This window comes from Paenibacillus sp. FSL R7-0345, assembly GCF_038595055.1.
In the GTDB taxonomy this organism is placed as follows: domain Bacteria; phylum Bacillota; class Bacilli; order Paenibacillales; family Paenibacillaceae; genus Paenibacillus_AQ.
In genome coordinates, this window is sequence record NZ_CP152002.1 from 5,550,001 (window position 1) to 5,573,716 (window position 23,716).

Below are 23,716 nucleotides of genomic sequence, written 5' to 3' on the forward strand. Positions count from 1 at the left end.
TCCGAAGAGGGGCACTATCTCTAATGCTTTCATCGGGATGTCAAGACCTGGTAAGGTTCTTCGCGTTGCTTCGAATTAAACCACATACTCCACTGCTTGTGCGGGTCCCCGTCAATTCCTTTGAGTTTCAGTCTTGCGACCGTACTCCCCAGGCGGAGTGCTTACTGTGTTAACTTCGGCACCAAGGGTATCGAAACCCCTAACACCTAGCACTCATCGTTTACGGCGTGGACTACCAGGGTATCTAATCCTGTTTGCTCCCCACGCTTTCGCGCCTCAGCGTCAGTTACAGCCCAGAAAGTCGCCTTCGCCACTGGTGTTCCTCCACATCTCTACGCATTTCACCGCTACACGTGGAATTCCACTTTCCTCTTCTGTACTCAAGCCACCCAGTTTCCAGTGCGACCTCAGGTTGAGCCCAAGGTTTAAACACCAGACTTAAATAGCCGCCTGCGCGCGCTTTACGCCCAATAATTCCGGACAACGCTTGCCCCCTACGTATTACCGCGGCTGCTGGCACGTAGTTAGCCGGGGCTTTCTTCTCAGGTACCGTCACTCCGGTAGCAGTTACTCTACCGGACGTTCTTCCCTGGCAACAGAGCTTTACGATCCGAAAACCTTCATCACTCACGCGGCGTTGCTCCGTCAGGCTTTCGCCCATTGCGGAAGATTCCCTACTGCTGCCTCCCGTAGGAGTCTGGGCCGTGTCTCAGTCCCAGTGTGGCCGTTCACCCTCTCAGGTCGGCTACGCATCGTCGCCTTGGTGAGCCGTTACCCCACCAACTAGCTAATGCGCCGCAGGCCCATCCCTTACCAGCAGATTGCTCCGCCTTTCATTCTCTCCTCATGCGAAAAGAGAAATTATCCGGTATTAGCTACCGTTTCCGGTAGTTATCCCAGACTAAGGGGCAGGTTGCCTACGTGTTACTCACCCGTCCGCCGCTAAGCTTATCCCGAAGGATAAGCTCCGCTCGACTTGCATGTATTAGGCACGCCGCCAGCGTTCGTCCTGAGCCAGGATCAAACTCTCCAATAAGGTTTTTCCGAGCAGCTACTTCACCCGAATGACTCCGAGGAAATAACCATCCGAAAACTATCGAAAAGAGCGATTGCTCATTTTGAAACATCTGACGAGAATTTACATTCTCTACTTTGGATCTCACCGAAGTGATTTCCTATACTCACTCGTTGTTCAGTTTTCAAAGATCAAGCTCGTCGTCGACTTCGATATTATCGTCATCAGCAACTCTTATAATATATCATGTTCTTCGATTTAACGCAACACTTTTTTTCAAAGTGATTTACAATGGTTTCGAAAAACATATTTCAATCTTTAGCAGTTATTAGCTGCTTGTGACTGGATTTATAATATACCATGGCATGTCCTAGAAAGACAACCCACAATATTTCCCAATTAAAAAATTGTTGCATTAGCCCAAAAGCTCTATACGTACTATATCTCTTTTACCATAATAAAAAAAGCATGCAGGACTGCTTAATGCATCCCGCATGCTTCCTTCAGACTATTTATTTCTAGTCCCGGTTAATTCGAAATCCATGGATTCTTGCTTTTTTTACTCTCCCGGCTTGTTCCCTGTTTAGACGTTGTTTTCGACGATCTACCCTCGCTGTGGCTGGAGACCTTGGCTTTTGCTCCAGTGGACTTACCGCTGCGCGCTTTCGCCTTCGCTGCAGTCTCTTTTAGTTCAGCGGATGCTTGAGCGGGCTCCTGTACAGCAATCTCCGGTTCCAAAATTTCCGGCACACGGTTATGCACAGCGTTCTCCATCCCCGGATACACCGGATAGGCCGGAATGCCGGCAACCGCCGGACTTGAATATGTCCCTAACGGTGCTGCAGCATTAATGCCGGGACCAGAAACTGAATCTGCCATAACTCCATATGGAGAAATTCCGCTTGGCTGAGGCGTATACGCAGGATAAGTGCCGTATACCGGCTGCTCATAGCTGTATGGCTGAATCACAGGTTCACCCCCGCAGCCGCAGGACGGCCAAGGCAAATTCACCTGCTGTTCGCCGTATTGCGGAATACCATAAGACGGATATTCGGCAGCCGGATTCACACCGGAAACCGGCAATGTCTGATAATCAGGCATCATTGCCGGATACCAGGCACCTTGCGCCTCAGGAACTGGATAGATGCTGTCGTGGCAGCCATACGGCACACCGTAAGGGATCATATATTCCGGCCCATACATAGCGGGATGAACCATATTATCCAGCGGATTCACCCCTGTTACCGGCAGAGCCTGCTCATAGTACGGATATACAGGAGGGCAATCATAGGCATACGGATTCTCATGCAGTCCGGGATAACCCGCTGCAGGATCACAACCCTTTTCCTTGCTTGCCGGAGCCCATGTTGCTGGTTCAACCGCCGTTTTCCCCTTTTCCTTCGGCTCGTAGACTACCGCTTCCTGAGCAGGAACGGAAATCTGCACAAACAGGCTTTGTGATTCATGAACCATCTGCACAGGTGCAACCTCAGGAGCTTTATTCACTATAGGAGCTACGTTCACTTCCGGAGCTACGTTCACTTCCGGAGCAACATTCACTTCAGGCGCTTTATTAATTACAGGCTCAGGAACCGTTTCAGCCACAGGAGCCGTCTCTGTTTCCTTGGCAGGCTCTGTTATAGGTCCGGTATAGGTTTTCCCGCCAATTTTTGTCTTGTCAACAATAGCCGGTGATCCGCCTTCAGCTGGAAGTGTTGTGGCACCTCCCTGGACCGCCTGTGGCTGAATGGAGGTTGCATTCGACTTCTTGGGGATATTCACAATCTCACCGGTCAAAAGCGCATTCGGATTTTTGAGCTGCGGGTTGGCATCGATCACTTCCTTGAGGGTAATTCCCCAGGCTTTGGATAATTTCCACAGGGTATCCCCTTGCTTGACCGTATGCTTATAAAAAAGCTCGCTTGCTTCCGGCACCGAGGCCGGAGCTGAAGGGATCTTAACCTTATCCCCTACATTAAGCACCTCCGGATTACTGATCTGCGGATTAGCCTCAATGATTTTTTGCAGCGGTACTCCGTACTTTTGCGATAATGCATAGAGCGTATCGCCTTGTTTAACAATGTGTATTTTCACGCAGCATTAACCTCCCAAAAAATGCGTAATTGTTGGAGCGCGTTGCAAGCTTTACAGCCATGTCGTCCTTTATCCGGCTGTAAATTCCGGCTCAGAGAAGCATCCGTCCCCACTCCCGGGTAACTGCTCCCTGAGCATCGTTATATGCGGTACAGCTGTCTCCTTCGTTACTACATCTTATGCAGCCCATGGGCGATTGACATCCCTGCAGCAAAAAAAATCCCCACATGCCTTAGACGAGACTGATCATTTGTCGATGAACAAAGACCAATCCGCCTGCATGAAGGGATTTATAATATCAATTCAAAGGTTACACTGCGCGGAAAAAGTTACTCCCAGACTTTATAGCCGTCTTTATCCACGGCGTTACGGAATTCTTCAAGCAGCTGCAGCGTGATCGGACCGGCATGTCCTTCGCCGATAATCCGCCCGTCGATCTCGCGTGCGGCGATAACTTCGGCAGCAGTTCCGGTGAAGAACACTTCATCAGCAATATACACGTCATGCATAGTGAAAGGCTCTTCCTTTAAAGGCAGACCCAGCTTCTCACACAGCTCAATGATTGCAAGACGGGTGATGCCTTCCAGCGCGCCCAGGTAGCAAGGCGGCGTGTACACGACTCCTTTTTTAACGATAAAGATATTATCACCGGAGCCTTCAGTTACGTAGCCCTGGGCATTCATCATGATCGCTTCGTCAGCTTCAGCCAGGTTAGACTGGATTTTGACGAGGATATTGTTCAGATAGTTAAGCGACTTGATCTTCGGATTGAGCGCATCCGGAAGGTTGCGGCGCTGGGATACAGATACGGCACGCAAGCCGTTGAGGTAAGCCTGCTCCGGATAGATCGCAAGCTGCTCGACAACGATGATTACACTGGCCTTAGGACAGCGGCGCGGATCGAGTCCAAGATTACCTACACCGCGCGAAACAATCAGACGGATATAGCCGTCGCGCATTTCATTCAGGCGGATCGTTTCCGCCATGGCTTCCAGCATCTCATCATACGTCAGCGGAATGTCCAGCATAATAGATTTGGCCGAATCATACAGCCTGTCCAGATGCTCTTTGCATTTAAAAATGTTGCCGTTATAAATACGGATGCCTTCGAAAATACCGTCACCGTAAAGAAAACCATGATCAAATACGGATACCTTTGCATTTTCCTTATTTACGTGTTGTCCATCCAGATAGATCCATTGCTCAGCCATGAACTACTGCACCTCCGCTTTCTCTTCTTCATAGGTGTATGTGGGATACGAGCCCAGAATCCGTACCTGGCAGCCCAATGCCTTGATCTCTTCGATCGCAGCAGGCAGCAGGACCGATTCGATCGGTTCCAGCACATCAATGTAAAAATAATAAGTACCCAATTTCTTCTTGGTCGGCCTTGATTCAATGCGTGATAAGTTCAGCCGCCGCCAGGCAAAGGCAGCCAGCACCTGATGCAGGGCTCCCGGGAAATCCTCCGGCAGCGTTACAAGAATGCTGGTCTTGTCCCCGGAGCTTTTCTTCTGAAGGCTCAGCTTCTGCGGTCCTACCAGAACAAAGCGCGTGTAGTTATTATGGTGATCCGTAATTTTGCGCTCGACAATCTCCAGGCCGTGTGTGGCGGCTCCAAGCGCTGTGCCGATAGCGGCCCAGCCCCGGCCAGGATTGTTCTTCACAATTTCCACAGCCTCGGAAGTGCTTCCCACTGATTCGAGCTCAGCCCATGGCGCATGCTCACGGATAAACTGCAGACACTGTGCCATAGCAACGGGATGAGAGAGGATCTTCACAATTCCGGAATAGTCCTTTTCGCCGCTGCTATTCTTGAACTCTCCGGGATGACCGATCAGATTCTGAATGGACGGAAAGATCCATTCCGCCTGCATAGGCAGATTCACTTCATTGATAAGCCAGTCAATATGCAGGCTTACCGAACCGTCGATCGTATTCTCAATCGGAATCACACTATAATCCGTAGTTCCGCCTGCCGTCGAGAGAAAAACATCGGAGATCAGCTTGTGATGATTAATGCTGACCGGCTCGTCACCAAATAAATGCAGCAGCGCTTCGTGGGATACCGTACCCTGCGGCAATACCGCTATTGATTTCATGACTATACTTCTCCTTTTATCATATCCAAAAATGAGCTGTTTTGCATCCCGTTTCTTTCCACCAGCTCTGCCTTCACGCCGTCAATACACGGAGGCAGCCAGCGGGTCTGAGCCGGAATCCCATGTTCGGCCATTGTCTCCTTCAGGAACAGCTCCAGCTCCTGCTTCCTGCTGCTGCCGGCATCCACCAGACAGAGCAGCGTCGGGCCTGCGCCGCTAAGCGCAATTCCCAGCGCACCGTGCTGCGGGGCTTCTTTAAGCAGCTTCTCCATGCCGGGAACGAGCGGCGCACGGTAAGGCTGGTGCAGCCGATCCTGCATCGCCCGGCCGATCAGATCAAGCCTGCCTGCGGCAAAGGCAGCAGTTAACAGCGAGCTGCGGCTGATATTATACACGGCATCGCTGACGGTAATCTCAGTCGGAAGCACACCCCGTGCTTTGGTCGTAGCCAGCTCGAACTCCGGAATAACGACGAGTACCTCCATGTCCCCAGGCGGCTCGATCCGGATATAATCGGCATGAGTGCCGTCCCAAACCGCTGCAATGATCCCGCCGAACAGGGAGGCCCCGACATTGTCGGGATGCTTTTCGAGGGAGCAGGCCAGATCAAACAGTTTGGCGTTATCCAGCGGCGACCCGATCATCGCGTTGGCTGCAGCGAGTGCACCGATAATTGCCGATGCGCTGCTGCCCAGCCCCCGGGTCAGCGGAATATCCGAATACATCGAAATGGACAGCTCGGGAACAGAAACGCCCGCTTCGTCAAATACCATCTGGGCCACCTGGTAGAGCAGATTGCTTTTATCACAGGGAAGCCCGTTCATCTGATCGCCGTAAAAGTGAAACACCGTCTCTTCGGCTTCTTCCATCTCAATCCAGGCATACAGCGACAAGGCCATCCCAAGCGTATCAAAGCCGGGTCCCAGATTGGCGGTACTGGCGGGTACTTTTACTCTAGACCTTCCATACATACTCATAGCGGGTGAAATCTCCTTCGTCTTTTTTGCGAGTACTATCCCTCTACACGGTAATGGCTCTTGATTCGGTGAATAACCGGAAGCTCCTCCAGATGGCGCAGCACCTTATTCATGCTTGCCCGGCTGGCATTATGCGTTACAATAATGATTTCTGCATCCGGATTATTCGGATTAGCCTGCTGAACCACGGAATCGAGACTGACGTCATATTCTGCGAACACCTGGGTAATTTTGGCCAGCACACCCGCTTTGTCATCAACATGCAGCAGCAGAAAGTTTTTATAAAAAATATCTTCGTCGCTCTTCAGCTTCTTCTGCTTGTAAGGCACAATCTGCTTCAGGCCGTTCACGCCCAGCTTCAGGTTCTTGATTACCGCCACCAGGTCAGCCACGATAGAGGTTGCTGTAGGCATTGCCCCTGCACCTGCGCCGTAGAACATCGTCTCACCAACCGCCTGCCCGTATACATAAACCGCATTAAAAACGCCATTCACAGAAGCGAGCGGATGGGAGGCGCGGATCATCGTCGGCTGTACACTGATGCTGAATTCCTCGTCTTCACACTCGGCAATCCCCAGCAGCTTCATATCATAACCAAGACGTTTGGCAAAGGCGATATCCTCCTTGCTCACGCCGGAAATCCCGCTGACACTGACATCATTCAGCTCCACATTGGTGCGGAAGCCGAGCGTGCCCAGAATAGCCATTTTGCGTGCTGCGTCAAGGCCTTCCACATCAGAGGTCGGGTCTGACTCGGCATAGCCCAGTCCCTGCGCTTCCTTCAGCACATCATGATAAGAGGCGCCTTCTTGACTCATTTTGCTCAGTATGTAATTGGTTGTACCGTTTACGATCCCCATGATTTTCTTGATTTTGTCCGAGGAAAAGCCTTCGATCAGCGTACGGATAATCGGAATCCCGCCGGCGACGCTGGCCTCATAAAATACGTCACACTGCTTCTCCTGCGCCTTAGCCAGGATCTCCGACCCGTGGAGTGCCATCAGGTCTTTATTGGCGGTTACGATATGCTTGCCGAGCTCCAGTGCCTCCAGAATATATTCCTTGGTGCCGGCGATGCCGCCCATGACTTCAACAATGACATCAATTTCCGGATCGCGGATAACCTCCCACGGATCGGTAGTGATCAGCGCTGCATCGACTTCGATGTCCCGCGGCTTATCAACATTTTTTACAGCTATGCGTTCAATAACGATCGGGGAACCCACCTGACTGCTCAGGTCCTCCTGATTTCCTTCGACGATACGGACTACGCCCGCACCGACCGTGCCAAGTCCTAATAATCCAACTTTAACCGGCTTCATGTGGTTCCTCCTAAAAGTTTTATGAAGCTATACTCCTTTGAACTTCTACGCAATAAAACTTGCTTCGTAAGCATCCGCTTAGTTTTATGAAGCTACACTTCTTATCCCTGACCTATAATTACAGCCCGCTTCACACCGGATATTTCCTTCAGACCGTCCAGCATGTCACCCAGCTCATGGTTCATATGCGAGATTTCCACAGAGATGACGACATTTGCCCGCCCCTGCAGAGGAATACTCTGATTGATCGTCAGCACATTCGCCCCATGAACCGCTACACAGCCGAGCACCTTGGACAGCATGCCCGATTCATGCTCCAGATCAAGGGAAATGGTTACGATCCGTTCCCGCTCCAGCTGATGAATCAGATGAATGCCGTCTTTGTATTTATAAAAAGCGCTGCGGCTAAGTCCAACCTGCTCCACACCCTCATGCACCGTCTTGGCGTCTCCTGCTTCCAGCAGCTGTTTGACCTGCATCGTCTTCAGCACTGCGTCAGGCAAAATGTCCTCCCGGACCAAATAATAGCGCTCTTTCACGAACGTCCTCACCCCAAAGACTTTTGTGTTTACATAGTGGACATTATACTGGAAAAGGCCTGAAAAAAGCAATAGATTTTCATCAGGGAAAAGAGTCCGGATACAGCAAAGCCCCGGCACAGGCCGGGGGCTACTGACAGCCAGCCGCTTCGCAGTTAACCGTAGGACAGGGCGGTTCCGCAATAGTCACAGCTTTTGGCCTGTCCGGGTGACACCGTATTTTGGGCACCGCAGCTTGTACAGCGGACGGACTCAGGCAGCTGTTGCGCGGCTTGAGCTTGTGTTCTGTCTGCCGTTTCGGCATGCCAGCGGGCTGATCCGGGAGCCGGACTGCCGGCTCCGGCAGAGCTGCCTGCGGCAGAAACCTCCGGGGCAGAATCTTCCGCAGCCGGAGCTGTACTCCCCTCCTGGAATACCAGTCTCCGGTCGAGAACGCCACAGTTCTGCAGATACAGCAGATCTCTGCGTACATCACTTTCGCTCTGGCCGGTCTCTCTGGATATAGTGCCGGTATGGCGGATAGCACGGCTGGCAGCCAGCTGCACATATTGTGCGGCAAGCCTGGAAAATTCATGCCTGCTCACAGCTGCCACATACGCAAATACAGCCGCCGGCACCAGAAAAAGCACACTGAAGGCAATCAAAAGGCTGATCAGCATCACTGTTCCGCCAAAGTCATACTGCTCACCCGCAACCAGATAAATTATAAAAATAATGATTTCGGCAAACCCGCCGGCAAAGGCATGATACAGCAGGCTGTAGTTAACCGGTTTACGGTAATTCTTATAATGGGAAAATATGAGCCGTACCAGCGCAAGCAGCAGACCGGCCGGCATGAACAGATAACATGCCGCTATTACAACATAATCAAAGGCGGTGCGGGCATATTTGGGGATATTAATTGAATCCCGGTTGCCCTGTCCGGATACCTGCCCTTCTGAATTCCCTGCAATGTTCACGTAGTATTCTTCCTCCTATTTTAACGCGGCAAGCTCCCTGTTCCGCCGCTGGAGCGTACCGGAAATACTGTCGGCCAGCTCGCTGGCCGTATTTTCCCAGTCGCTGCCCGGGTCCCTCAGCGCCAGCAGCAGCGCGACCTGGTCATGCAGCAAAGAAATCTGCCGGGTAAGCATATCCTCGGTATCATGCAGATCCGGCCGGGTAAGCGGATCGCTGTACCGGAACTGTTCCTCCAGCCCGGCGACAAGCTCAGTCAGCCATGGTGCCCCCGGGTTTCTCCAGCTTCCGGCAAGCTCCCGGATGTCCTGCAGCTCGGCCTGGTGCTGCCTGTGAGCCCTGGCGGCATCCGCAGACCGTCGCTCCCCTGCAGCGGCATTACGCCCGTACAGGCCTGTCACTGCAAGCAGAGCAATACCAGCCAGCAGCAGCGTCAGCTGCACGGTCATATAAATCAGCGGCTGCAGCTGCAGCCCCCAATCGAGCAGAACAGCGGCAATAATGACCGCAGACGCATAAACGCCTGTAATCCAGGCCTCGCTAATCAGCAGCGGCGAGGCATTCCGGTTCCTGCGGGCTGAGCCCAGCCAGAATAGGGCATAACCGTAGACTGCACTTTCAGCAACCAGTACGGCTACAACAGTAACAATGAAGCGAAGCCGCGGGCCGGGCGGCTCCAGGATGATTAAGAGAGCAATCGACAGAATGGCAGCTGCAGCATAGATTAGACTAATAATCCAGGTAGATCTCCTGTTCTTTTGCATAAATGCCCCCTTCAGCCTGTTCTTCTGCCACACTCGCCGCAGAACTTCTGCCCTGCTGCCAGTTCATGCCCGCAGCCCGCACATTTCAGAATCATACTCTCTCCGCAGTGCGTACAGAACCTGGCCCGTGCTGCCACCCGCTTTCCACAGCCCCTACAGGGAATGCTATCCTCCCCGGCTGAATCAGCCTCCTTGAACCCTTTGCCGCATCTGCTGCAGAACCGGGCGTAATCCGGGCTTACTTCCCCGCAGTCCGGACAGGCTTTGCCGTTAAAGCCGCCTGCGGCAGCTCCGCCCTGCTCCCTGATGCCCCTGGTCATCCGGCCGACCATGTCAGCAGCCGGGCCGGCAAAACCAAAGCCCATCCCCATGCCAAGACCGGCATTCATGATCCCGGCCCCTAAATTGCCGGGATTCCCTGCCGCTTCTTCAATCGTATCAAAGCTGCGTTCCTGCTGATAGGTATAGCCGATGATATCCATCTCTGCTTTTTTGGCCAGAGCTTCCTTCAGCCGCAGTGTAACCGGGTCATCTTCGGGAATGTTAATGGAGTCAATATAGAAATTGTTAAGTTCAATGCCATTGTCCAAAAAGGCAGGTGCCAGCCGGCCTTGAATGTGCCGGGAGATCTCCACTACATAAGCATTGATTTCCAGCACGCTGATTTTTTTATGAACCAGATAGGAGGAAATCAGCTCATTGATATTGGACATCAGCAGCCCGCGGAAATAACTCAGCATGGTCTCCTGGTCAAACCGGGGCAGTGTACCCACCAGCTTCAGCAGAAATTTGCGTGCATCGTCGATTCTTACCCCAAACTGTCCAAAGGAGCGGACCGACACCATCACATTATATTTAGGGTCCTGGAGCTGGAGCGGTGAGCTGGTGCCCCATTTGACGTTCATGGAATTGAGCTTGTTCACAAACCACACCTCAGCTGTAAAAGGGGACTTCCCTCCGAACGGCAGGTTCACAATGCTAGAAAGGACCGGGATATTTGCTGTACTGAGCGTATGTCTCCCGGCTGTAAAAGAATCCAGCGCCTGCCCTCCCTTAAACAGGATAGCCTCCTGCGATTCATTGACGATAAGCTGCGTCCAGGTACCGAGCTCCTGCTCAGGGTACTTCCAGGCGAACACGCCGGGAGGCCCGTCATATTTCACTACCTCAATAATAGCCATCCGCGCTTCCTTCTTTCCTGATCTTAAGTATGTATTTTATATATCGGCAGCTCTGCTCTGATAAAAAAGCAATCATCCGCTTATATGGAAAATCATGCATTTCCGCTTACCATTGTATACGATCTGCCGGCAGTTTGGGTGTGTTTTTTGATGACAAAATAACCCCGTCAAGCGCGGCCTCATGGATGCTGGCTCATGTGCTTTTTGGGGAACCGGATGCTTCTCTATTATCAAAAAAGCCGGCAGCGCCCTCCGCAAAGGAGAAGCACTGCCGGCTTTATATAGCTGCCTGCACGCAGACAGGCCAATGATTAATTAATAGTAGCTGCTGCTCTCAACAAACTCGAATTCGAAATCTCCGATCCGGACGATCGTCCCTTCCACAGCTCCGCGTTTGCGCAGCTCGGCATCGACACCCATATGACGCAGTGTACGGGCCAGCTTCAGGATCGCATCATGAGTGCTCAGCTGCATACGTTTGAGCATCTTCTCAATGCGCGGGCTGCTGACAACATAGGCTTCGTTGTCACGCGTGATAGTGAAGCTGTCATCCGCCTCGGCCTCCAGCTTGTACACCTTGCGCTCCACAATCTCGGCAACTTCCTCGACTACCGGTGCGACCGGAATGCTGTCAAGAATATCCGCCGCCCGGTAGAGCAGCTCCTGAATACCCTGCCGGGTAAGTGAAGAAATCGGCATAATCTCCAGATCCGGGCGGATCTCCGCGATTTTTTCACGGAAAGTAGCGAGATTGGCCTCCGAATCCGGCATATCCATCTTATTCGCCGCCACGATCTGCGGACGGTCAAGCAGATTAGCATTATACTGCTTCAGCTCGTCGTTAATCAGCACCCAATCCTCAAACGGATCGCGTCCCTCGGAGCCGGACATATCCACCACATGAATAATAATCCGTGTCCGTTCAACGTGGCGCAGGAATTCATGTCCAAGGCCCACACCTTCACTGGCCCCTTCAATCAGTCCCGGCAGATCCGCCATAACGAAGCTGCGCCCGTCACCTGCTGCAACCACACCAAGGTTCGGGGTAATTGTAGTAAAGTGATATGCACCGATCTTAGGCTGCGCCGCCGATACTACCGACAACAGCGTGGATTTGCCTACGCTCGGGAAGCCTACCAGGCCCACATCAGCCATAACCTTCAGTTCCATTACAATATAGCGTTCCTGGCCCTCTTCCCCATTCTCGGCAAGTTCAGGTGCAGGATTATTAGCAGTGGCGAACCGGACATTTCCGCGGCCGCCCCGACCGCCCTTCGCTACAACCACTTGCTGGCCGTGACGGGTCATGTCGGCAATCACTTCCTGGGTATCATCATCAATCAGTATGGTTCCTGGAGGAATCCTTACGATCATATGGTCAGCATTTGCGCCGTGCTGGCTTTTGTTACGGCCTTTAATGCCGCGGTCAGCCTTGAAATGGCGCTGATAACGGAAATCCATCAGGGTGCGCAAGCCTTCATCCACACGGAAAATAACGTCGCCTCCGCGGCCGCCGTCACCACCGGCCGGTCCGCCTTCCGGAACATATTTCTCACGGCGGAAGGCTACGAGACCATCCCCGCCGTCGCCGCCTTTAACATAAATCTTAGCTTTGTCTACGAACATTTAAGTTCACCTTCCTTACATCTCCAGCGGTACACGCAGTTCTACGTAAGCCTCGCCCGGCTTCGACTGCTCCGCCTTCATGATTTTTCCTTGGACTATATTATAAATTTGCCCCTGCAGCAGCTCGGGATTGCCATGCTCTCCCCTGCTTTCGAAAGAGATAAGAATGTCACCCTTATCCTGTATAAATCCCAGACGGAGTGTCCGCGTATCACCCTGTGACACCATTCCGCTGTATTGGTAAGCCCTTACCGTCTGCATAATCACGGAAGTCAGCTCGTCCCCCCGGCCGGGAGTCAGCTTGTCGTCCAGCTGCAGTCCTTCTTCGATCTGTACTTCGAGCTCCAGAGTGCTGCTGTAGGTACGGAAGGAATGCAGATAGAATACCAGTGACGGAATGCCCAGCTTGGAGATCCTGCTGTCAAGCGCAATTCGTTCCTTTATTCTTTCCACACATTGCACGGATTTATCAGGCTTGCCCAGCTGGATATATCCGTAAAGCACTTGCAGATCATTCATCCAGTCATGACGATGATGATTCAGTGTCCGGTTTGCCGCCTGCTGCAGAGTTTTCTCCTGTATATGCAGTTCCTCTTCATAATGACGCCGGTTGTAATAAAGGCTGAGAGCAAGCGCTGCAGCTGTCCATACGCCGAGCAGCAGGCATGTGAAAAGGGAGGTGTGCCAATACACGAGACCTAAAGGAAGCGTTACGGATAACATGACTGCCCAGATTATACTTTTCCAGGATTTCATTCTTTCTCCCCGTCCCTCAGTTCGCAAAATTGATGCCAAATTTAGTTATTCTTCCCCGAAGGGGCTTTCACCATTTTCCAGTATAACACACGCACCCGGGTGCAATCATCAGCATTCAGACACTTTCCGGGAAACCCCTAATCCGACCTTTACCACTTATCAAAAAAACCCCCGGCACTCAGGCCGGAGGCTTCTACATACAAATGTGGTTCGGAAAGCTTACGCTTCCACTGCCGCTGCTACCGGAGCGACATCAACCGGGTACACGCTCACTTTTTTGCGATCGCGTCCCCAACGTTCGAACTTCACTACGCCATCAACCAGAGCGAACAGCGTATCATCTTTACCGATGCCTACGTTAGTGCCCGGGTGAATCTTTGTTCCGCGTTGACGAACCAGGATGTTACCGCCGGTAACTGCCTGACCATCAGCACGTTTCACGCCAAGACGCTTGGAGTGGGAGTCACGTCCGTTCTTTGTGGAACCTACACCTTTTTTCGATGCGAATAACTGAAGATCCAATTTCAACATGTTGGTCAACCTCCTTCTTTAAATGATAACTTGCTGTATCTTAATATACTTCCCGTATGATTCTGCGATATCACTGAGCATTAAGACCATGGATTCCAGCAGCAGTTGAACTTTGACGGAGATTTCGGCATCCTCCACTGAACCCAGGGTTCCGCTTAAAAAGCCGTTCTTCATGGACGTATCCATGATAATTCCGGTCAGAGCCTCAATTGAGTTGACGGTGCCCACTGTAACAGCAGATACTCCGGCACACACAATATCTTCACCGCGTTTGGCATAACCTGCATGCCCTTCCACCTCAAAACCGATAACAGTACCTATGTCCGAAGCCCGTGTAATCCGCACGTTAATCATTAACGCACCTTCTTACGCCTGAATCTTCTCAATAGTTACTTTAGTGTACGGTTGACGATGGCCTTGTTTCTTGTGGTAGTTCTTCTTCGGTTTGTATTTGTAAACTACAACCTTCTGACCCTTACCGTGTTTCTCGACCTTAGCTGTTACAGACGCGCCGCTTACGAGCGGAGTTCCTGCAGTCAGACCGCCTTCGTTGGAAACAGCCAATACACGGTCAAACGTTACGCTTGCGCCGTCTTCAGCTTCCAGCTTCTCGATGAACAGAACATCGCCCTCTTGGACTCTGTATTGTTTACCACCAGTTTCGATAATTGCATACATTGTACTTGCACCTCCTCATGTCTCAGACTCGCCTAGTCTAGGTGGCAGACTCCCGGAGGAACTGCGCTTATGTACCCGATCGGAGCGGTTACAGCATGTGCAAGATTAGGATAACCAAACACACACTTGAAGATATTATCATACTTATCTACTATAGTCAACGATAGAAGCTGAATTTATTTACTCCAGCCAGGCACCGACTTTGCCTGTCCCTCCGCAGCACTGGCAGATTACCGGGGCAAAGCTTGCTTCGTCATGCCTTGCCTTTTTACGGGTCATTTCCAGCAGGCCAAGCTGTGTCCAGCCCAGAATATGTGTCTTGGTACGGTCATTGCAGATCACACGCTCCAGCCGTTCCAGCACCTGACGGCGGTGCTCTTCCAGCTCCATGTCAATAAAATCGACGATGATAATGCCTCCGGTATCACGCAGCCGGATCAGCCGGCCAATCTCCTCTGCTGCAAGAAGATTCGTCTGCGTCACGGTTTCTTCCAGTGTCGAACCGCCTGTATACTGGGCTGTGTTCACATCAATCACCGTGAGCGCTTCTGTTTCATCCCAGATCAGTGTCCCCCCGCCTTCGAGGACGATCTTGCGGCTGAAGCTTCTCTGCAGCTGCTCCTGCACGCCGTAAGCGGCAAAGATCGACTCCTGCCCGCGGTAGAAGCCGACCGGCTTATAGCCGTCAGGGGCCATTTCAGCCAAAAAGGCCTCTGCTTCCCGCACCGCTTTAGCCGAGTCAATCATCAGCTCATCCCGCTGCGGGTTAAAGGCATCGCGGATAAACCGCTGCACAATGCTCAGATCAGTATGCAGGAGAGCCGGAGCGGATGCTTCCTCTGCCCTGCGGAGAATCATTTCCCATTGCGCCCGCAGGAAGGAAAGATCGCCTTCGACCGCATCCGTCTGCTCATCCTCCGATACAGTCCGCATAATCAGCCCTTCTTCACGCCGCCGCAGCCGATCGCCGATCGACTTCAGCCGGTTCCGTTCGGATTCGCGGCTGATTTTTTTGGACACTCCGACATATTCGGCAAACGGCATGTACACCATCCAGCGTCCCGGCAGCGTATAGTGGGTGGTTACCCGTGCCCCTTTACCGCCGCGCGGCTCTTTGCGCACCTGGACAATAATCTCCTGGCCGGGCTGCAGCAGGGTATCAATGGAGGGCTTCACCTGCGGCTGCTTCTCCAGATGGGGATGAAGGACATCATCAACATATAAAAAGGCATTTTTCTTCTGTCCGATATCGACAAAAGCAGCCTGCATGCCTGGCAGAACATTCATAACCCGGCCTTTGTAATAACTGCCGACCAGCCCTTGCTGCTGATCGCGTTCAGCCGCATACTCCACGAGCCGCCCGTTCTCCAGAAGTGCCATCCGGGTAACATGCTGCGTGCAGTGAACGATCATTTGTTTCATGGCTTCACCTCTGGTCTAAATCTTCATTCGTCGCCATCCGCTGTGCAGTCCTGGGTCATGCTCTATCTCCCGAAATAGGAGGAAATCAGGCGCTGCTCCGGTACAACGGCTACCACATTGTTATCATCATTCATCACATAAATAAAATGATAATGGTTACGTTTAAATAGACGCAATATATCATCTAAAGGTTTCGCGGAAAAAGCAACTATCGGCTGCGCCGCGCTGCCCAGACGCAGATGACGTTCATAAGCAGCCTCCCTGTTCATCAGAAACGCCAGAAAGCGGTAAGGCAGATTGCGCTGATCTGTAGTATTGGAATAGAGCAGGAACGCTCCGATCATAAGCAGGTTGAGCCGCAATCCGGCCCCTGCAGTCAGCGGCAGCAGCGCATAGGCAATAACCAGCCCGCTTGCCGCAATGCTCACCCTTCCGCTCCAGAGCAGGGTATAGTAATAGGGCAGCAGCATACTCAGAATAGCCTGAACTACCTTACCTCCGTCCAGCGGGAGCACCGGCAAAAGATTAAACAGCGCAATGATAGCGTTGGCCTGGATAAAATAAGAGATAAAGGCGCTGTTCCCGTTCCCAAGATGCTGTAAGAGGAGCGCAATCAGAATCATAATTCCGTTCTGCAGCGGGCCGGCGAGCGCAATGGCAATCTCCCGGCCGGCATTCAGCCGTCCATGATCCTCAATAACAGCTACCCCGCCAAAAGGCAGCAGCTGGACAGACTTCACCGTAACCCCGTTCAGCAGAGCAGCACATACATGTCCCATTTCGTGGATAAACACGATTATAAATAATGTCAGCAGCTCCAGGAACTGACCAGTGATAACGGAAAGAAGCATAACCAGCACAAACAGCGGATGCAGCGACAGCTGTATTCCAAATACCCTAATCAAACGATACCACTTCGGCAGGATCAATATAAGTCTTGTCTTTCTTCACCGCAAAAAACAGCAGCGGCGCAGCTGTGCTCTCCGTCTCCTGCAGCCAGCCGACAGGATCCCCGCTCTCCACCCAGTCATCCGCCGACAGCCGGGTTCCGCTTAAATGCCCGTATTCCGCCGTTAAGCTGCCTGTATGGCGGATAACGACCCGGATGCCTCCCTGTGCTTCCTTGGACACAGACAGGACCCGGCCCGTATCTACACTTTTCACCGTGACACTTCCGTTTGAATCGGTCTTAGACGTAATTTCAACACCGTATAAAGTATCGGCAAAGGAACGCAGGACACTGCCCTCCAGCGGGGCACTCAGGGTATGCGAGGCATTAACCTTCTCAGCCGGAACCTCATTCTCCCCAAAGATCGGTATAAATGAGGGCGCACCGTTAAAATGGGTTTCATACCAGACCTGTGCAGCCGCAAAATCCATATCATTGCTTAGCGCATCTGTAATAAAAGCCTGTGCCTTAACGGCCCAGGGTTCCCGGGCGAGAAAAATCCCCCATACCGCCCCGAACACAAGCACACTTGCAACCGCTCTGCGGATAAACCCGGCAGTGAACCGCGGACTGCCGCCCCCGCCGCCGTCCTCGTCCATCCAGCCTCCGCGGTTCTGCTTCCACAGAAGCTCGGGATCCGGCTCGTAACCGGGTTCCCGCTCATCCTGCGGCTTGCCCCACTCCCTATAGCCGGGTGTATCCTCCAGTGTATATGGCGGTGGCGGTGCAGCTTCCGTATGCTCATCCAGCAAACTGCGGATACGCTCCTCGCGGCGTCCTTTGATCCCTGATCTCTGTTCCATACTGATCCCTCCGGCGGGCTTGTTTTACTGCTAGTTTATGAGAGGCCCGCACCTGTTTAGAACAAGCCCCCGGAGGGCACCATGCGCTAAAACCGTATAGCAAAAGGTCCACAACGATCATCGCGGTCAAAGGGGCCTGCCTATCTGCCTGCACCACAAAAATCCCGCCGCAGTGTGCCCCGCAGCGGGATTTTTCATTTCATTCATTATGATTGCTGAATAAGAGTTAGCCCATGCCGAAAAACTTCTTGAATTTCTTAAACGTGCCCATCTTCCGGTCCAGCTGCATTAGCGGAACGGCGTCGCCAAGAATCCGGCGGGCAATATTGCGGTAGGCAATGGCGGCGCTGGAGTCAGGATTCATGACGGTAGGTTCACCGTTATTGGCTGCCTTAATCACCAGCTCGTCGTCCGGAACGATCCCGATCAGATCAATATTCAGCACCTGCAGTACATCTTCAATATCAAGCATATCCCCGGATTTGACGAGTCCTGGCCGGATCCGGTTAACGATAAGCTTCGGTGACTCCACACTGGATTGCTCGAGCAGCCCGATAATCCGGTCTGCATCTCTTACAGCCGCATGCTCCGGAGTTGTGACCACGATGGCCTTGTCTGCGCCGGCTATGGCATTGCGGAATCCGTGTTCGATTCCGGCCGGACAGTCAATCAGGATGTATTCGTACTCCTTTTTCAGCTCAAGGATGATATCCTTGACCTGCTCCGGAGTAACAGAGGTCTTATCTTTGGTCTGGGCAGCCGGGAGCATATACAGCTCATCAAAACGCTTGTCCTTGACCAGCGCCTGGTTCAGGCGGCAGCGCCCTTCAGCCACGTCAACAAGATCATAAATGATCCGGTTCTCCAGCCCCATAACCACATCCAGATTCCGCAGTCCGATATCCGTATCAACCAGACATACTTTTTTGCCCTGCAGTGCAAGTGCGGTTCCAATATTGGCTGTTGTGGTCGTTTTGCCAACACCGCCTTTGCCCGAGGTTACGACAATCGCTTCTCCCATGGAGGCTACACCCCTTTAAACACATTTAAACCCTGACGTAATTTGACTATATTATGAATTTTGTCAATTTGCATAGCACCATCAGACAAATAGGCAAATTCCATATTGCTTTCCCGTGTCCCCCATTCATCCGGAGGCCGGCTGATCACATCGGCAATCCGCAGTTGGGTCGGGGTTAATAAAGAAGCGGCGATAATCGCCTCCTGATTACCGTCTACGCCTGCATGGGCAATGCCCCTGAGCGCTCCCAGAATATAAATATCACCCGTACAGGTAACCGATGCCCCAGGATTGACATCACCCAGATACAGCAGGTTACCGACATGATGAACCACTTGGCCCGAACGGATGATTCCGCTCATAATAAACAGGGCATCCTGATCAATCTCTACAGACTCGACAACCGAATCGATGGAACGGATCAGCAGATTACCCTGCCCCTTGAGAATATCCAGGACGGCCGCTTTATCTTCCTCGGTAACGAGACGGCTGCCCAGTTTGATATCCACATGTACAATGGGTCCGGTAAGAATATTCTGATGACTGTGCTCCAGCTTGTAGCGCAGCTCGCTTAAAAGGTCTTCAAAGGGACACTTGTCGTCTAGCAGGAATACCAGGCCGTCCTTGATGCCCTTAATCCTTACATGCTTGGATTTAACTGTCATATGCCTGTCCCCCCATCCTCATTCATTCGTTCCGGATCAGGTAAATTCCTGCTTTGCCTGAAAGAAAATGCGGAGCCCGGTTATGCTGACTCTTCCTTCTGTGTCTCTTTCTTAAGCAGCTCCAGCTGCCGCCGTACGGGAATGTATAGAAGCAGTCCAACCGCAAAATGAAAGAGCATTGTCGGCAGCATATGATTCAGAAGCGCCCAATTGTAAGGCTCCCTGTTCAGATTGAACACACTGTAAATACCGAACAGGATACTGTCTTCTAATAGGCTGCCAAGCAGCACAACCGTCATCATCAAAGGCAGGGGTGCACGTGGAATCTGGAAGATCAGACCGATAAGATAGGCGGACAGCCCCATCGCAAAGGAGTGGGCTCCGAGAATTCTGCCATAAAAAACTACATCATGCAGCATGCCGAAAGACAAGCCCAGTATAAGTGCTGTATGCCGGTGATGATAAATGGTTACAAACAGGATCACGATAAACACAAGGTTGGGAATAACCCGCATCTCCCAGACATTCGGCAGCAGCCAGGGCAAAAGCGTTCCCTGGACAATAAAGAGAAGAAACAACAAAAGGACAAGTACTGATCTGCGCATCCTCACTATTCAGCACGCTCCTCCGTAAACACCACGAACAGATCCTTCCAGTCCTGAAAATTGGCGCTCGGCTCAATCAGTGCAGTTGATGTATATCCGTAGGCCCCCTCTTGGACGCTCTTGACTGTACCAATGGTTAATCCCCGCGGATATACTCCGCCGCCGCCTGAAGAAATAACAGTATCACCTACCGCGATCGGATCGCCTACAGGGATTTTGTTCATTTCCAGCAGGCCGGTCTGCGGGTCATAGCTCTCGATCATCCCGAAGCTGTTCTGCTCTTTGTTGAGTGCAGTCCCGGCAATCGGAGGCTGGGAATTCGGGTCTTTACTGTCCATCATTGTCATCAGCTTCACCGTCGAGGTGAAATTACTCACCTGGCTGATGACACCGATCATTCCCTCTACAGAAATCACAGACATATTCGGCTTAATGCCGTCCTTCGAGCCAAGATCAATAACAACCGAACTGTTGCTTGGCTCTGTCGTCAGGCTGATTACCTGGGCGATATGCAGTTCATAATCATAAAGCACCTTTTGGGCATCACGGAATTCAAGTTCATCTTTATAATTCTCATTCTGCATTTTGGTAAAATTATAAATCGCTTTATCCCGCGCATACTGTGCGGCAAGAATTTTGAGCTGCTCATTTTCTTCAGCCAGATCATGCAAATTCGCTATATCTTGGAAGAAGCCCGCTACGTAACCAGCGGGCTTGTACACCAAATTTTGCACGAATCCGGTCGTATCGCGAAGGAAGTTCTCCGGCCAGGACAAGGACTTCCTTGTTCCCAGGCTGAACCCCATGACCACGATGAACATCACCAGTGTAATCAGCAGGATGAACAGACGTTTATTGTTAAACAATTTAAACAGTTTCAACACCCTCTAACAACCGTATTCCACCCCTATCAAGGGTTGATGTGCACAATATCAATATAACTTAGCGTTTCGTACGCAATCCTGTATTGTTGCGGCTCTTGAACAGATGAATGTTCTCCAGTGCCTTGCCTGTACCGATAGCAACGCAGTCCAGCGGATTCTCGGCTACAATGACCGGCATTCCCGTTTCACGGGCAAGCAGCTTATCCAGGTTGCGCAGCAGTGCGCCACCGCCGGTGAGTACAATCCCCCGGTCCATGATGTCAGCTGCCAGCTCAGGCGGGCATTTCTCCAGTGTTACTTTTACAGCTTCTACAATTGCATTTACAGTATCCGACAAGGCTTCGCAAATTTCGTCCGAAGTGATCGTCAGCGTCTTAGGCAGCCCGGTTACCAGGTCACGGCCGCGGATTTCCATCGTTTCAGCCTTCTCCAGCGGCAGAGCTGAGCCCACATCCATCTTGAGCTGCTCGGAAGTACGTTCACCGATCATCAGGTTATACTGGCGTTTGATGTACTGGATAATTGACTCATCCGCTTCATCGCCGGCCACACGCACAGAACGGCTGGTTACAATACCGCCAAGCGAAATAACCGCAACTTCCGTTGTTCCTCCGCCGATATCCACCACCATGCTGCCTGTAGGCTCCCATACCGGAAGATCTGCACCGATTGCAGCAGCAAACGGTTCTTCGATAATGTAGGCTTCGCGCGCGCCTGCCTGCTTGGTAGCATCCTCAACAGCACGCTGCTCAACTGCAGTGATGCCGGAAGGAACACACACCATCACGTTCGGGTGACGCTGGAACATGGAGCGCTGCTTCTGCGCCTGGCGGATAAAATATTTAATCATCGTCGCCGTCGTATCAAAATCAGCAATAACCCCGTCTTTCATCGGACGGATGGCACGGATGTTGCCAGGTGTGCGTCCGATCATTTTTTTGGCAGATTCGCCTACCGCTTCAATTGTCTTAGTATCAGTATTAATGGCAACCACGGAAGGCTCTCTCACAACAATTCCCTTACCGCGTACATAGACAAGCGTATTCGCTGTCCCCAGGTCAATCCCTAAATCTTTCGTAAAACCACCTAACATGCTTGTATTCTCCTTTTCCTAATGAATCTGCACAATTATATTACATATAGCCTTTTTCTTTCAAACTTACGAACCGGCTGTCGCCGATAATCAGGTGATCCAGCACGTCAATTCCGACAATTTCGCCTGCCTGAACCAGTCTGGACGTCAGGGCAATATCCTCGGGACTCGGCGTTGGATCGCCGCTCGGATGGTTATGAGCACAAATAATCGCAGCACTGCTGCATTTCATGGCAGCACGGAACACCTCGCGCGGATGCACGATTGATGCGTTAAGACTCCCCATCGACAAGGTTTCCTGCGATACTACATGATTCTTCGTATTCAGAAACAGGCAGACAAAATGTTCCTTCTGTAAATAACGCAGCTGCTCCGTCAGAATCTCTGCTGCGTCCTGCGGGCTGCGGATGATGACCGGCTCGGTAAGCCTGGAGTTCGCCATCCGCCTGCCCAGCTCTATGCCAGCTTTCAGTTGCACCGCCTTGGCAGGGCCGATGCCTTTAATATTCGTCAGTTCTTCAATGCTGAGATCCGCGAGCCCGCGGAGTCCGCCTGAATGTCCCAGCAGCTGCTGGGCAATATGAATGGCTGATTCCCGGCGCGTTCCCGTGCGCAGGAGGATCGCCAGCAGTTCCGCCTGGCTGAGTGATTCCGCCCCATAATGCATCATGCGCTCTCGTGGTCGTTCTTCATGGGGGAGGTCCCGCAGCATAAATGTGTGCGACTCCATCCCTATCCCTCTCTCCTGTACTATCCTTGCCGGCCCAGCACGGATATGCCAAACCGGGGCAGCATGCCGCCAAGCAGCGACAGCGGTAGTCCGACCACATTAAAATAGCAGCCGTGAATCTCTTCAACCAGTGTGGCACCAAGCCCTTGTATCGCATAGGAGCCGGCTTTGTCAGCAGGCTCTCCAGTCGCTATGTAGGCGGAGATTTCGTCTTCGCCGAGTGATCTCATGGTTACCGAGGTTACCCGGTGCGCTACTTCAGACCTGCCGTCCGGCAGCCCGATGCAGGCTACGCCGGTATACACTTTATGTGTACGGCCCTGAAGCATGCTCAGCATAGCATGGCTGTCCTGCGCATCCTTAGGCTTGCCCAGTACTTTACCGTCCAGCACGACAATAGTGTCGCTGCCGACAATGACTGCATTCCGCTCTCCGGCGGCAGGCAATACGGCTTCTGCCTTGCGCAAAGCCAGGGTATGCACGATCATCTCCGGTGTGTAATCTGCGGGCGTACTTTCATCCGCATCACTGACCAGCACCTCAAAAGGCAGGCCAAGATTGGATAACAGCTCCCGGCGGCGGGGTGAGCCTGAGGCAAGGATAATGATTCGTGAGTTGTCATGCTCCACTTGTATAAACGTCCCTTCTAAAGTCAGCAGCTGAAAGCTACAGCCTGCGGTACAGCCAGACGGCTGTAATCATACCGGCAAGACTGAGCAGGCACAATTTCAAATGAATGGTGATGTCGTAGGTAATGATGTCCAAATCGGCTTGCGGCGACCATGAGAGAACAGTCGAAGCGGTAAGCAGAGACAGGGCTTTTACAGGCTCCAGCAGCTTTGCGATCCACGCCCCGGCGAGCCAGCCCAGAATAAGAAATAACAGCAGTGTTCCTACATTTTTCTTCTTCATGCACGTCTTCCCTCGCCATTTTTTGACACCCTAATTATTATACGGTGAAACTTGGCTCAATACAAACTCAAAATCCCAAGCGGAAATGAT

At 52.1% G+C, this 23,716-nt stretch carries 25 protein-coding genes, 1 rRNA gene and 1 other annotated feature (1 of these 27 cut by a window edge); all 26 genes read right to left on the reverse strand.

The features are described 5' to 3' along the window. A 16S ribosomal RNA gene (locus NST84_RS23910) occupies positions 1-1,036 on the reverse strand (it extends 512 nt beyond the left edge of the window). Between the two features lie 507 nt (positions 1,037-1,543). Further along, a complete protein-coding gene (locus tag NST84_RS23915; protein WP_342562604.1) occupies positions 1,544-3,109 on the reverse strand; it encodes a LysM peptidoglycan-binding domain-containing protein in 1,566 nt (521 codons plus the stop codon). Positions 3,110-3,438: 329 nt separating this feature from the next. Next, positions 3,439-4,320, reverse strand: a complete 882-nt coding sequence (ilvE, locus tag NST84_RS23920) for a branched-chain-amino-acid transaminase (RefSeq protein ID WP_342562605.1) — start codon at positions 4,318-4,320, stop codon at positions 3,439-3,441. A gap of 3 nt (positions 4,321-4,323) precedes the next feature. Continuing rightward, the gene (gene pheA, locus NST84_RS23925) at positions 4,324-5,211 is read right to left on the reverse strand and encodes a prephenate dehydratase (RefSeq protein ID WP_342562606.1); all 888 of its coding nucleotides are present in this window, start codon (positions 5,209-5,211) and stop codon (positions 4,324-4,326) included. A gap of 2 nt (positions 5,212-5,213) precedes the next feature. Next, on the reverse strand, positions 5,214-6,188 hold the full coding sequence (gene thrB / locus NST84_RS23930; RefSeq protein WP_342562607.1) for a homoserine kinase: 975 nt from the start codon (positions 6,186-6,188) through the stop codon (positions 5,214-5,216). A gap of 35 nt (positions 6,189-6,223) precedes the next feature. Then, a complete protein-coding gene (locus tag NST84_RS23935) occupies positions 6,224-7,510 on the reverse strand; it encodes a homoserine dehydrogenase (protein ID WP_342562608.1) in 1,287 nt (428 codons plus the stop codon). Between the two features lie 101 nt (positions 7,511-7,611). After that, positions 7,612-8,049 (reverse strand): ACT domain-containing protein, encoded by a 438-nt coding sequence (locus NST84_RS23940; protein ID WP_342562609.1) that lies wholly within the window; start codon positions 8,047-8,049, stop codon positions 7,612-7,614. Positions 8,050-8,204: 155 nt separating this feature from the next. Beyond that, positions 8,205-9,008: a hypothetical protein gene (locus tag NST84_RS23945; RefSeq protein ID WP_342562610.1), complete on the reverse strand. Its 804-nt coding sequence runs from the start codon at positions 9,006-9,008 to the stop codon at positions 8,205-8,207. Positions 9,009-9,023: 15 nt separating this feature from the next. After that, positions 9,024-9,770 (reverse strand): hypothetical protein, encoded by a 747-nt coding sequence (locus NST84_RS23950; protein ID WP_342562611.1) that lies wholly within the window; start codon positions 9,768-9,770, stop codon positions 9,024-9,026. Positions 9,771-9,781: 11 nt separating this feature from the next. After that, the gene (locus NST84_RS23955) at positions 9,782-10,951 is read right to left on the reverse strand and encodes an SPFH domain-containing protein (protein WP_342562612.1); all 1,170 of its coding nucleotides are present in this window, start codon (positions 10,949-10,951) and stop codon (positions 9,782-9,784) included. 315 nt (positions 10,952-11,266) lie between these two features. Beyond that, the gene (gene obgE / locus NST84_RS23960) at positions 11,267-12,577 is read right to left on the reverse strand and encodes a GTPase ObgE (protein WP_342562613.1); all 1,311 of its coding nucleotides are present in this window, start codon (positions 12,575-12,577) and stop codon (positions 11,267-11,269) included. Between the two features lie 15 nt (positions 12,578-12,592). Then, a complete protein-coding gene (locus NST84_RS23965; protein WP_342562614.1) occupies positions 12,593-13,333 on the reverse strand; it encodes a Spo0B domain-containing protein in 741 nt (246 codons plus the stop codon). Between the two features lie 219 nt (positions 13,334-13,552). Next, positions 13,553-13,864 carry a 50S ribosomal protein L27 gene (gene rpmA, locus NST84_RS23970; RefSeq protein ID WP_039876443.1) on the reverse strand — a complete coding sequence of 104 codons (312 nt, stop codon included), beginning with the start codon at positions 13,862-13,864 and terminating at the stop codon, positions 13,553-13,555. A gap of 18 nt (positions 13,865-13,882) precedes the next feature. After that, positions 13,883-14,218 carry a ribosomal-processing cysteine protease Prp gene (locus tag NST84_RS23975; protein WP_342562615.1) on the reverse strand — a complete coding sequence of 112 codons (336 nt, stop codon included), beginning with the start codon at positions 14,216-14,218 and terminating at the stop codon, positions 13,883-13,885. A gap of 12 nt (positions 14,219-14,230) precedes the next feature. Continuing rightward, on the reverse strand, positions 14,231-14,542 hold the full coding sequence (rplU, locus tag NST84_RS23980) for a 50S ribosomal protein L21 (protein WP_019908991.1): 312 nt from the start codon (positions 14,540-14,542) through the stop codon (positions 14,231-14,233). A gap of 14 nt (positions 14,543-14,556) precedes the next feature. Beyond that, positions 14,557-14,642, reverse strand: a sequence feature (ribosomal protein L21 leader region). 80 nt (positions 14,643-14,722) lie between these two features. Continuing rightward, entirely contained in the window at positions 14,723-15,964 is a 1,242-nt protein-coding gene (locus NST84_RS23985) for an Rne/Rng family ribonuclease (RefSeq protein ID WP_342562616.1), read from the reverse strand. A 62-nt stretch (positions 15,965-16,026) separates the two neighbouring features. After that, a complete protein-coding gene (locus tag NST84_RS23990; protein WP_342562617.1) occupies positions 16,027-16,869 on the reverse strand; it encodes a M50 family metallopeptidase in 843 nt (280 codons plus the stop codon). Further along, on the reverse strand, positions 16,862-17,716 hold the full coding sequence (locus NST84_RS23995; RefSeq protein WP_342562618.1) for a M23 family metallopeptidase: 855 nt from the start codon (positions 17,714-17,716) through the stop codon (positions 16,862-16,864). The genes NST84_RS23990 and NST84_RS23995 overlap by 8 nt, the downstream gene beginning before the upstream one ends. A gap of 226 nt (positions 17,717-17,942) precedes the next feature. Further along, positions 17,943-18,737, reverse strand: coding sequence for a septum site-determining protein MinD (gene minD, locus NST84_RS24000; protein ID WP_342562619.1), 795 nt, complete (start codon positions 18,735-18,737; stop codon positions 17,943-17,945). A 5-nt stretch (positions 18,738-18,742) separates the two neighbouring features. Beyond that, positions 18,743-19,402: a septum site-determining protein MinC gene (gene minC / locus NST84_RS24005; RefSeq protein ID WP_342562620.1), complete on the reverse strand. Its 660-nt coding sequence runs from the start codon at positions 19,400-19,402 to the stop codon at positions 18,743-18,745. A gap of 80 nt (positions 19,403-19,482) precedes the next feature. Then, the gene (mreD, locus tag NST84_RS24010; RefSeq protein ID WP_342562621.1) at positions 19,483-20,013 is read right to left on the reverse strand and encodes a rod shape-determining protein MreD; all 531 of its coding nucleotides are present in this window, start codon (positions 20,011-20,013) and stop codon (positions 19,483-19,485) included. Next, the gene (mreC, locus tag NST84_RS24015; protein WP_342562622.1) at positions 20,013-20,891 is read right to left on the reverse strand and encodes a rod shape-determining protein MreC; all 879 of its coding nucleotides are present in this window, start codon (positions 20,889-20,891) and stop codon (positions 20,013-20,015) included. Before mreC ends, mreD begins: the two co-directional genes overlap by 1 nt. Positions 20,892-20,949: 58 nt before the next feature. Next, positions 20,950-21,984, reverse strand: coding sequence for a rod shape-determining protein (locus NST84_RS24020; RefSeq protein ID WP_042199647.1), 1,035 nt, complete (start codon positions 21,982-21,984; stop codon positions 20,950-20,952). 40 nt (positions 21,985-22,024) lie between these two features. Further along, the gene (gene radC / locus NST84_RS24025; protein WP_342562623.1) at positions 22,025-22,714 is read right to left on the reverse strand and encodes a DNA repair protein RadC; all 690 of its coding nucleotides are present in this window, start codon (positions 22,712-22,714) and stop codon (positions 22,025-22,027) included. A 20-nt stretch (positions 22,715-22,734) separates the two neighbouring features. Next, positions 22,735-23,343 (reverse strand): Maf family protein, encoded by a 609-nt coding sequence (locus NST84_RS24030; protein ID WP_342562624.1) that lies wholly within the window; start codon positions 23,341-23,343, stop codon positions 22,735-22,737. 37 nt (positions 23,344-23,380) lie between these two features. Then, entirely contained in the window at positions 23,381-23,626 is a 246-nt protein-coding gene (locus tag NST84_RS24035) for a DUF4321 domain-containing protein (RefSeq protein WP_068728431.1), read from the reverse strand. Positions 23,627-23,716 lie beyond the last annotated feature (90 nt).

Coding starts and splice junctions, on each gene's coding strand:
- ilvE (WP_342562605.1), bottom strand. CDS start 4,320: ATGGCTGAGCAATGGATCTATCTGGATGGACAACACGTAAATAAGGAA.
- pheA (WP_342562606.1), bottom strand. CDS start 5,211: ATGAAATCAATAGCGGTATTGCCGCAGGGTACGGTATCCCACGAAGCG.
- thrB (WP_342562607.1), bottom strand. CDS start 6,188: ATGAGTATGTATGGAAGGTCTAGAGTAAAAGTACCCGCCAGTACCGCC.
- NST84_RS23935 (WP_342562608.1), bottom strand. CDS start 7,510: ATGAAGCCGGTTAAAGTTGGATTATTAGGACTTGGCACGGTCGGTGCG.
- NST84_RS23950 (WP_342562611.1), bottom strand. CDS start 9,770: ATGCAAAAGAACAGGAGATCTACCTGGATTATTAGTCTAATCTATGCT.
- NST84_RS23955 (WP_342562612.1), bottom strand. CDS start 10,951: ATGGCTATTATTGAGGTAGTGAAATATGACGGGCCTCCCGGCGTGTTC.
- obgE (WP_342562613.1), bottom strand. CDS start 12,577: ATGTTCGTAGACAAAGCTAAGATTTATGTTAAAGGCGGCGACGGCGGG.
- NST84_RS23965 (WP_342562614.1), bottom strand. CDS start 13,333: ATGAAATCCTGGAAAAGTATAATCTGGGCAGTCATGTTATCCGTAACG.
- rpmA (WP_039876443.1), bottom strand. CDS start 13,864: ATGTTGAAATTGGATCTTCAGTTATTCGCATCGAAAAAAGGTGTAGGT.
- NST84_RS23975 (WP_342562615.1), bottom strand. CDS start 14,218: ATGATTAACGTGCGGATTACACGGGCTTCGGACATAGGTACTGTTATC.
- rplU (WP_019908991.1), bottom strand. CDS start 14,542: ATGTATGCAATTATCGAAACTGGTGGTAAACAATACAGAGTCCAAGAG.
- NST84_RS23985 (WP_342562616.1), bottom strand. CDS start 15,964: ATGAAACAAATGATCGTTCACTGCACGCAGCATGTTACCCGGATGGCA.
- NST84_RS23995 (WP_342562618.1), bottom strand. CDS start 17,716: ATGGAACAGAGATCAGGGATCAAAGGACGCCGCGAGGAGCGTATCCGC.
- minD (WP_342562619.1), bottom strand. CDS start 18,737: ATGGGAGAAGCGATTGTCGTAACCTCGGGCAAAGGCGGTGTTGGCAAA.
- minC (WP_342562620.1), bottom strand. CDS start 19,402: ATGACAGTTAAATCCAAGCATGTAAGGATTAAGGGCATCAAGGACGGC.
- NST84_RS24020 (WP_042199647.1), bottom strand. CDS start 21,984: ATGTTAGGTGGTTTTACGAAAGATTTAGGGATTGACCTGGGGACAGCG.
- radC (WP_342562623.1), bottom strand. CDS start 22,714: ATGGAGTCGCACACATTTATGCTGCGGGACCTCCCCCATGAAGAACGA.
- NST84_RS24035 (WP_068728431.1), bottom strand. CDS start 23,626: ATGAAGAAGAAAAATGTAGGAACACTGCTGTTATTTCTTATTCTGGGC.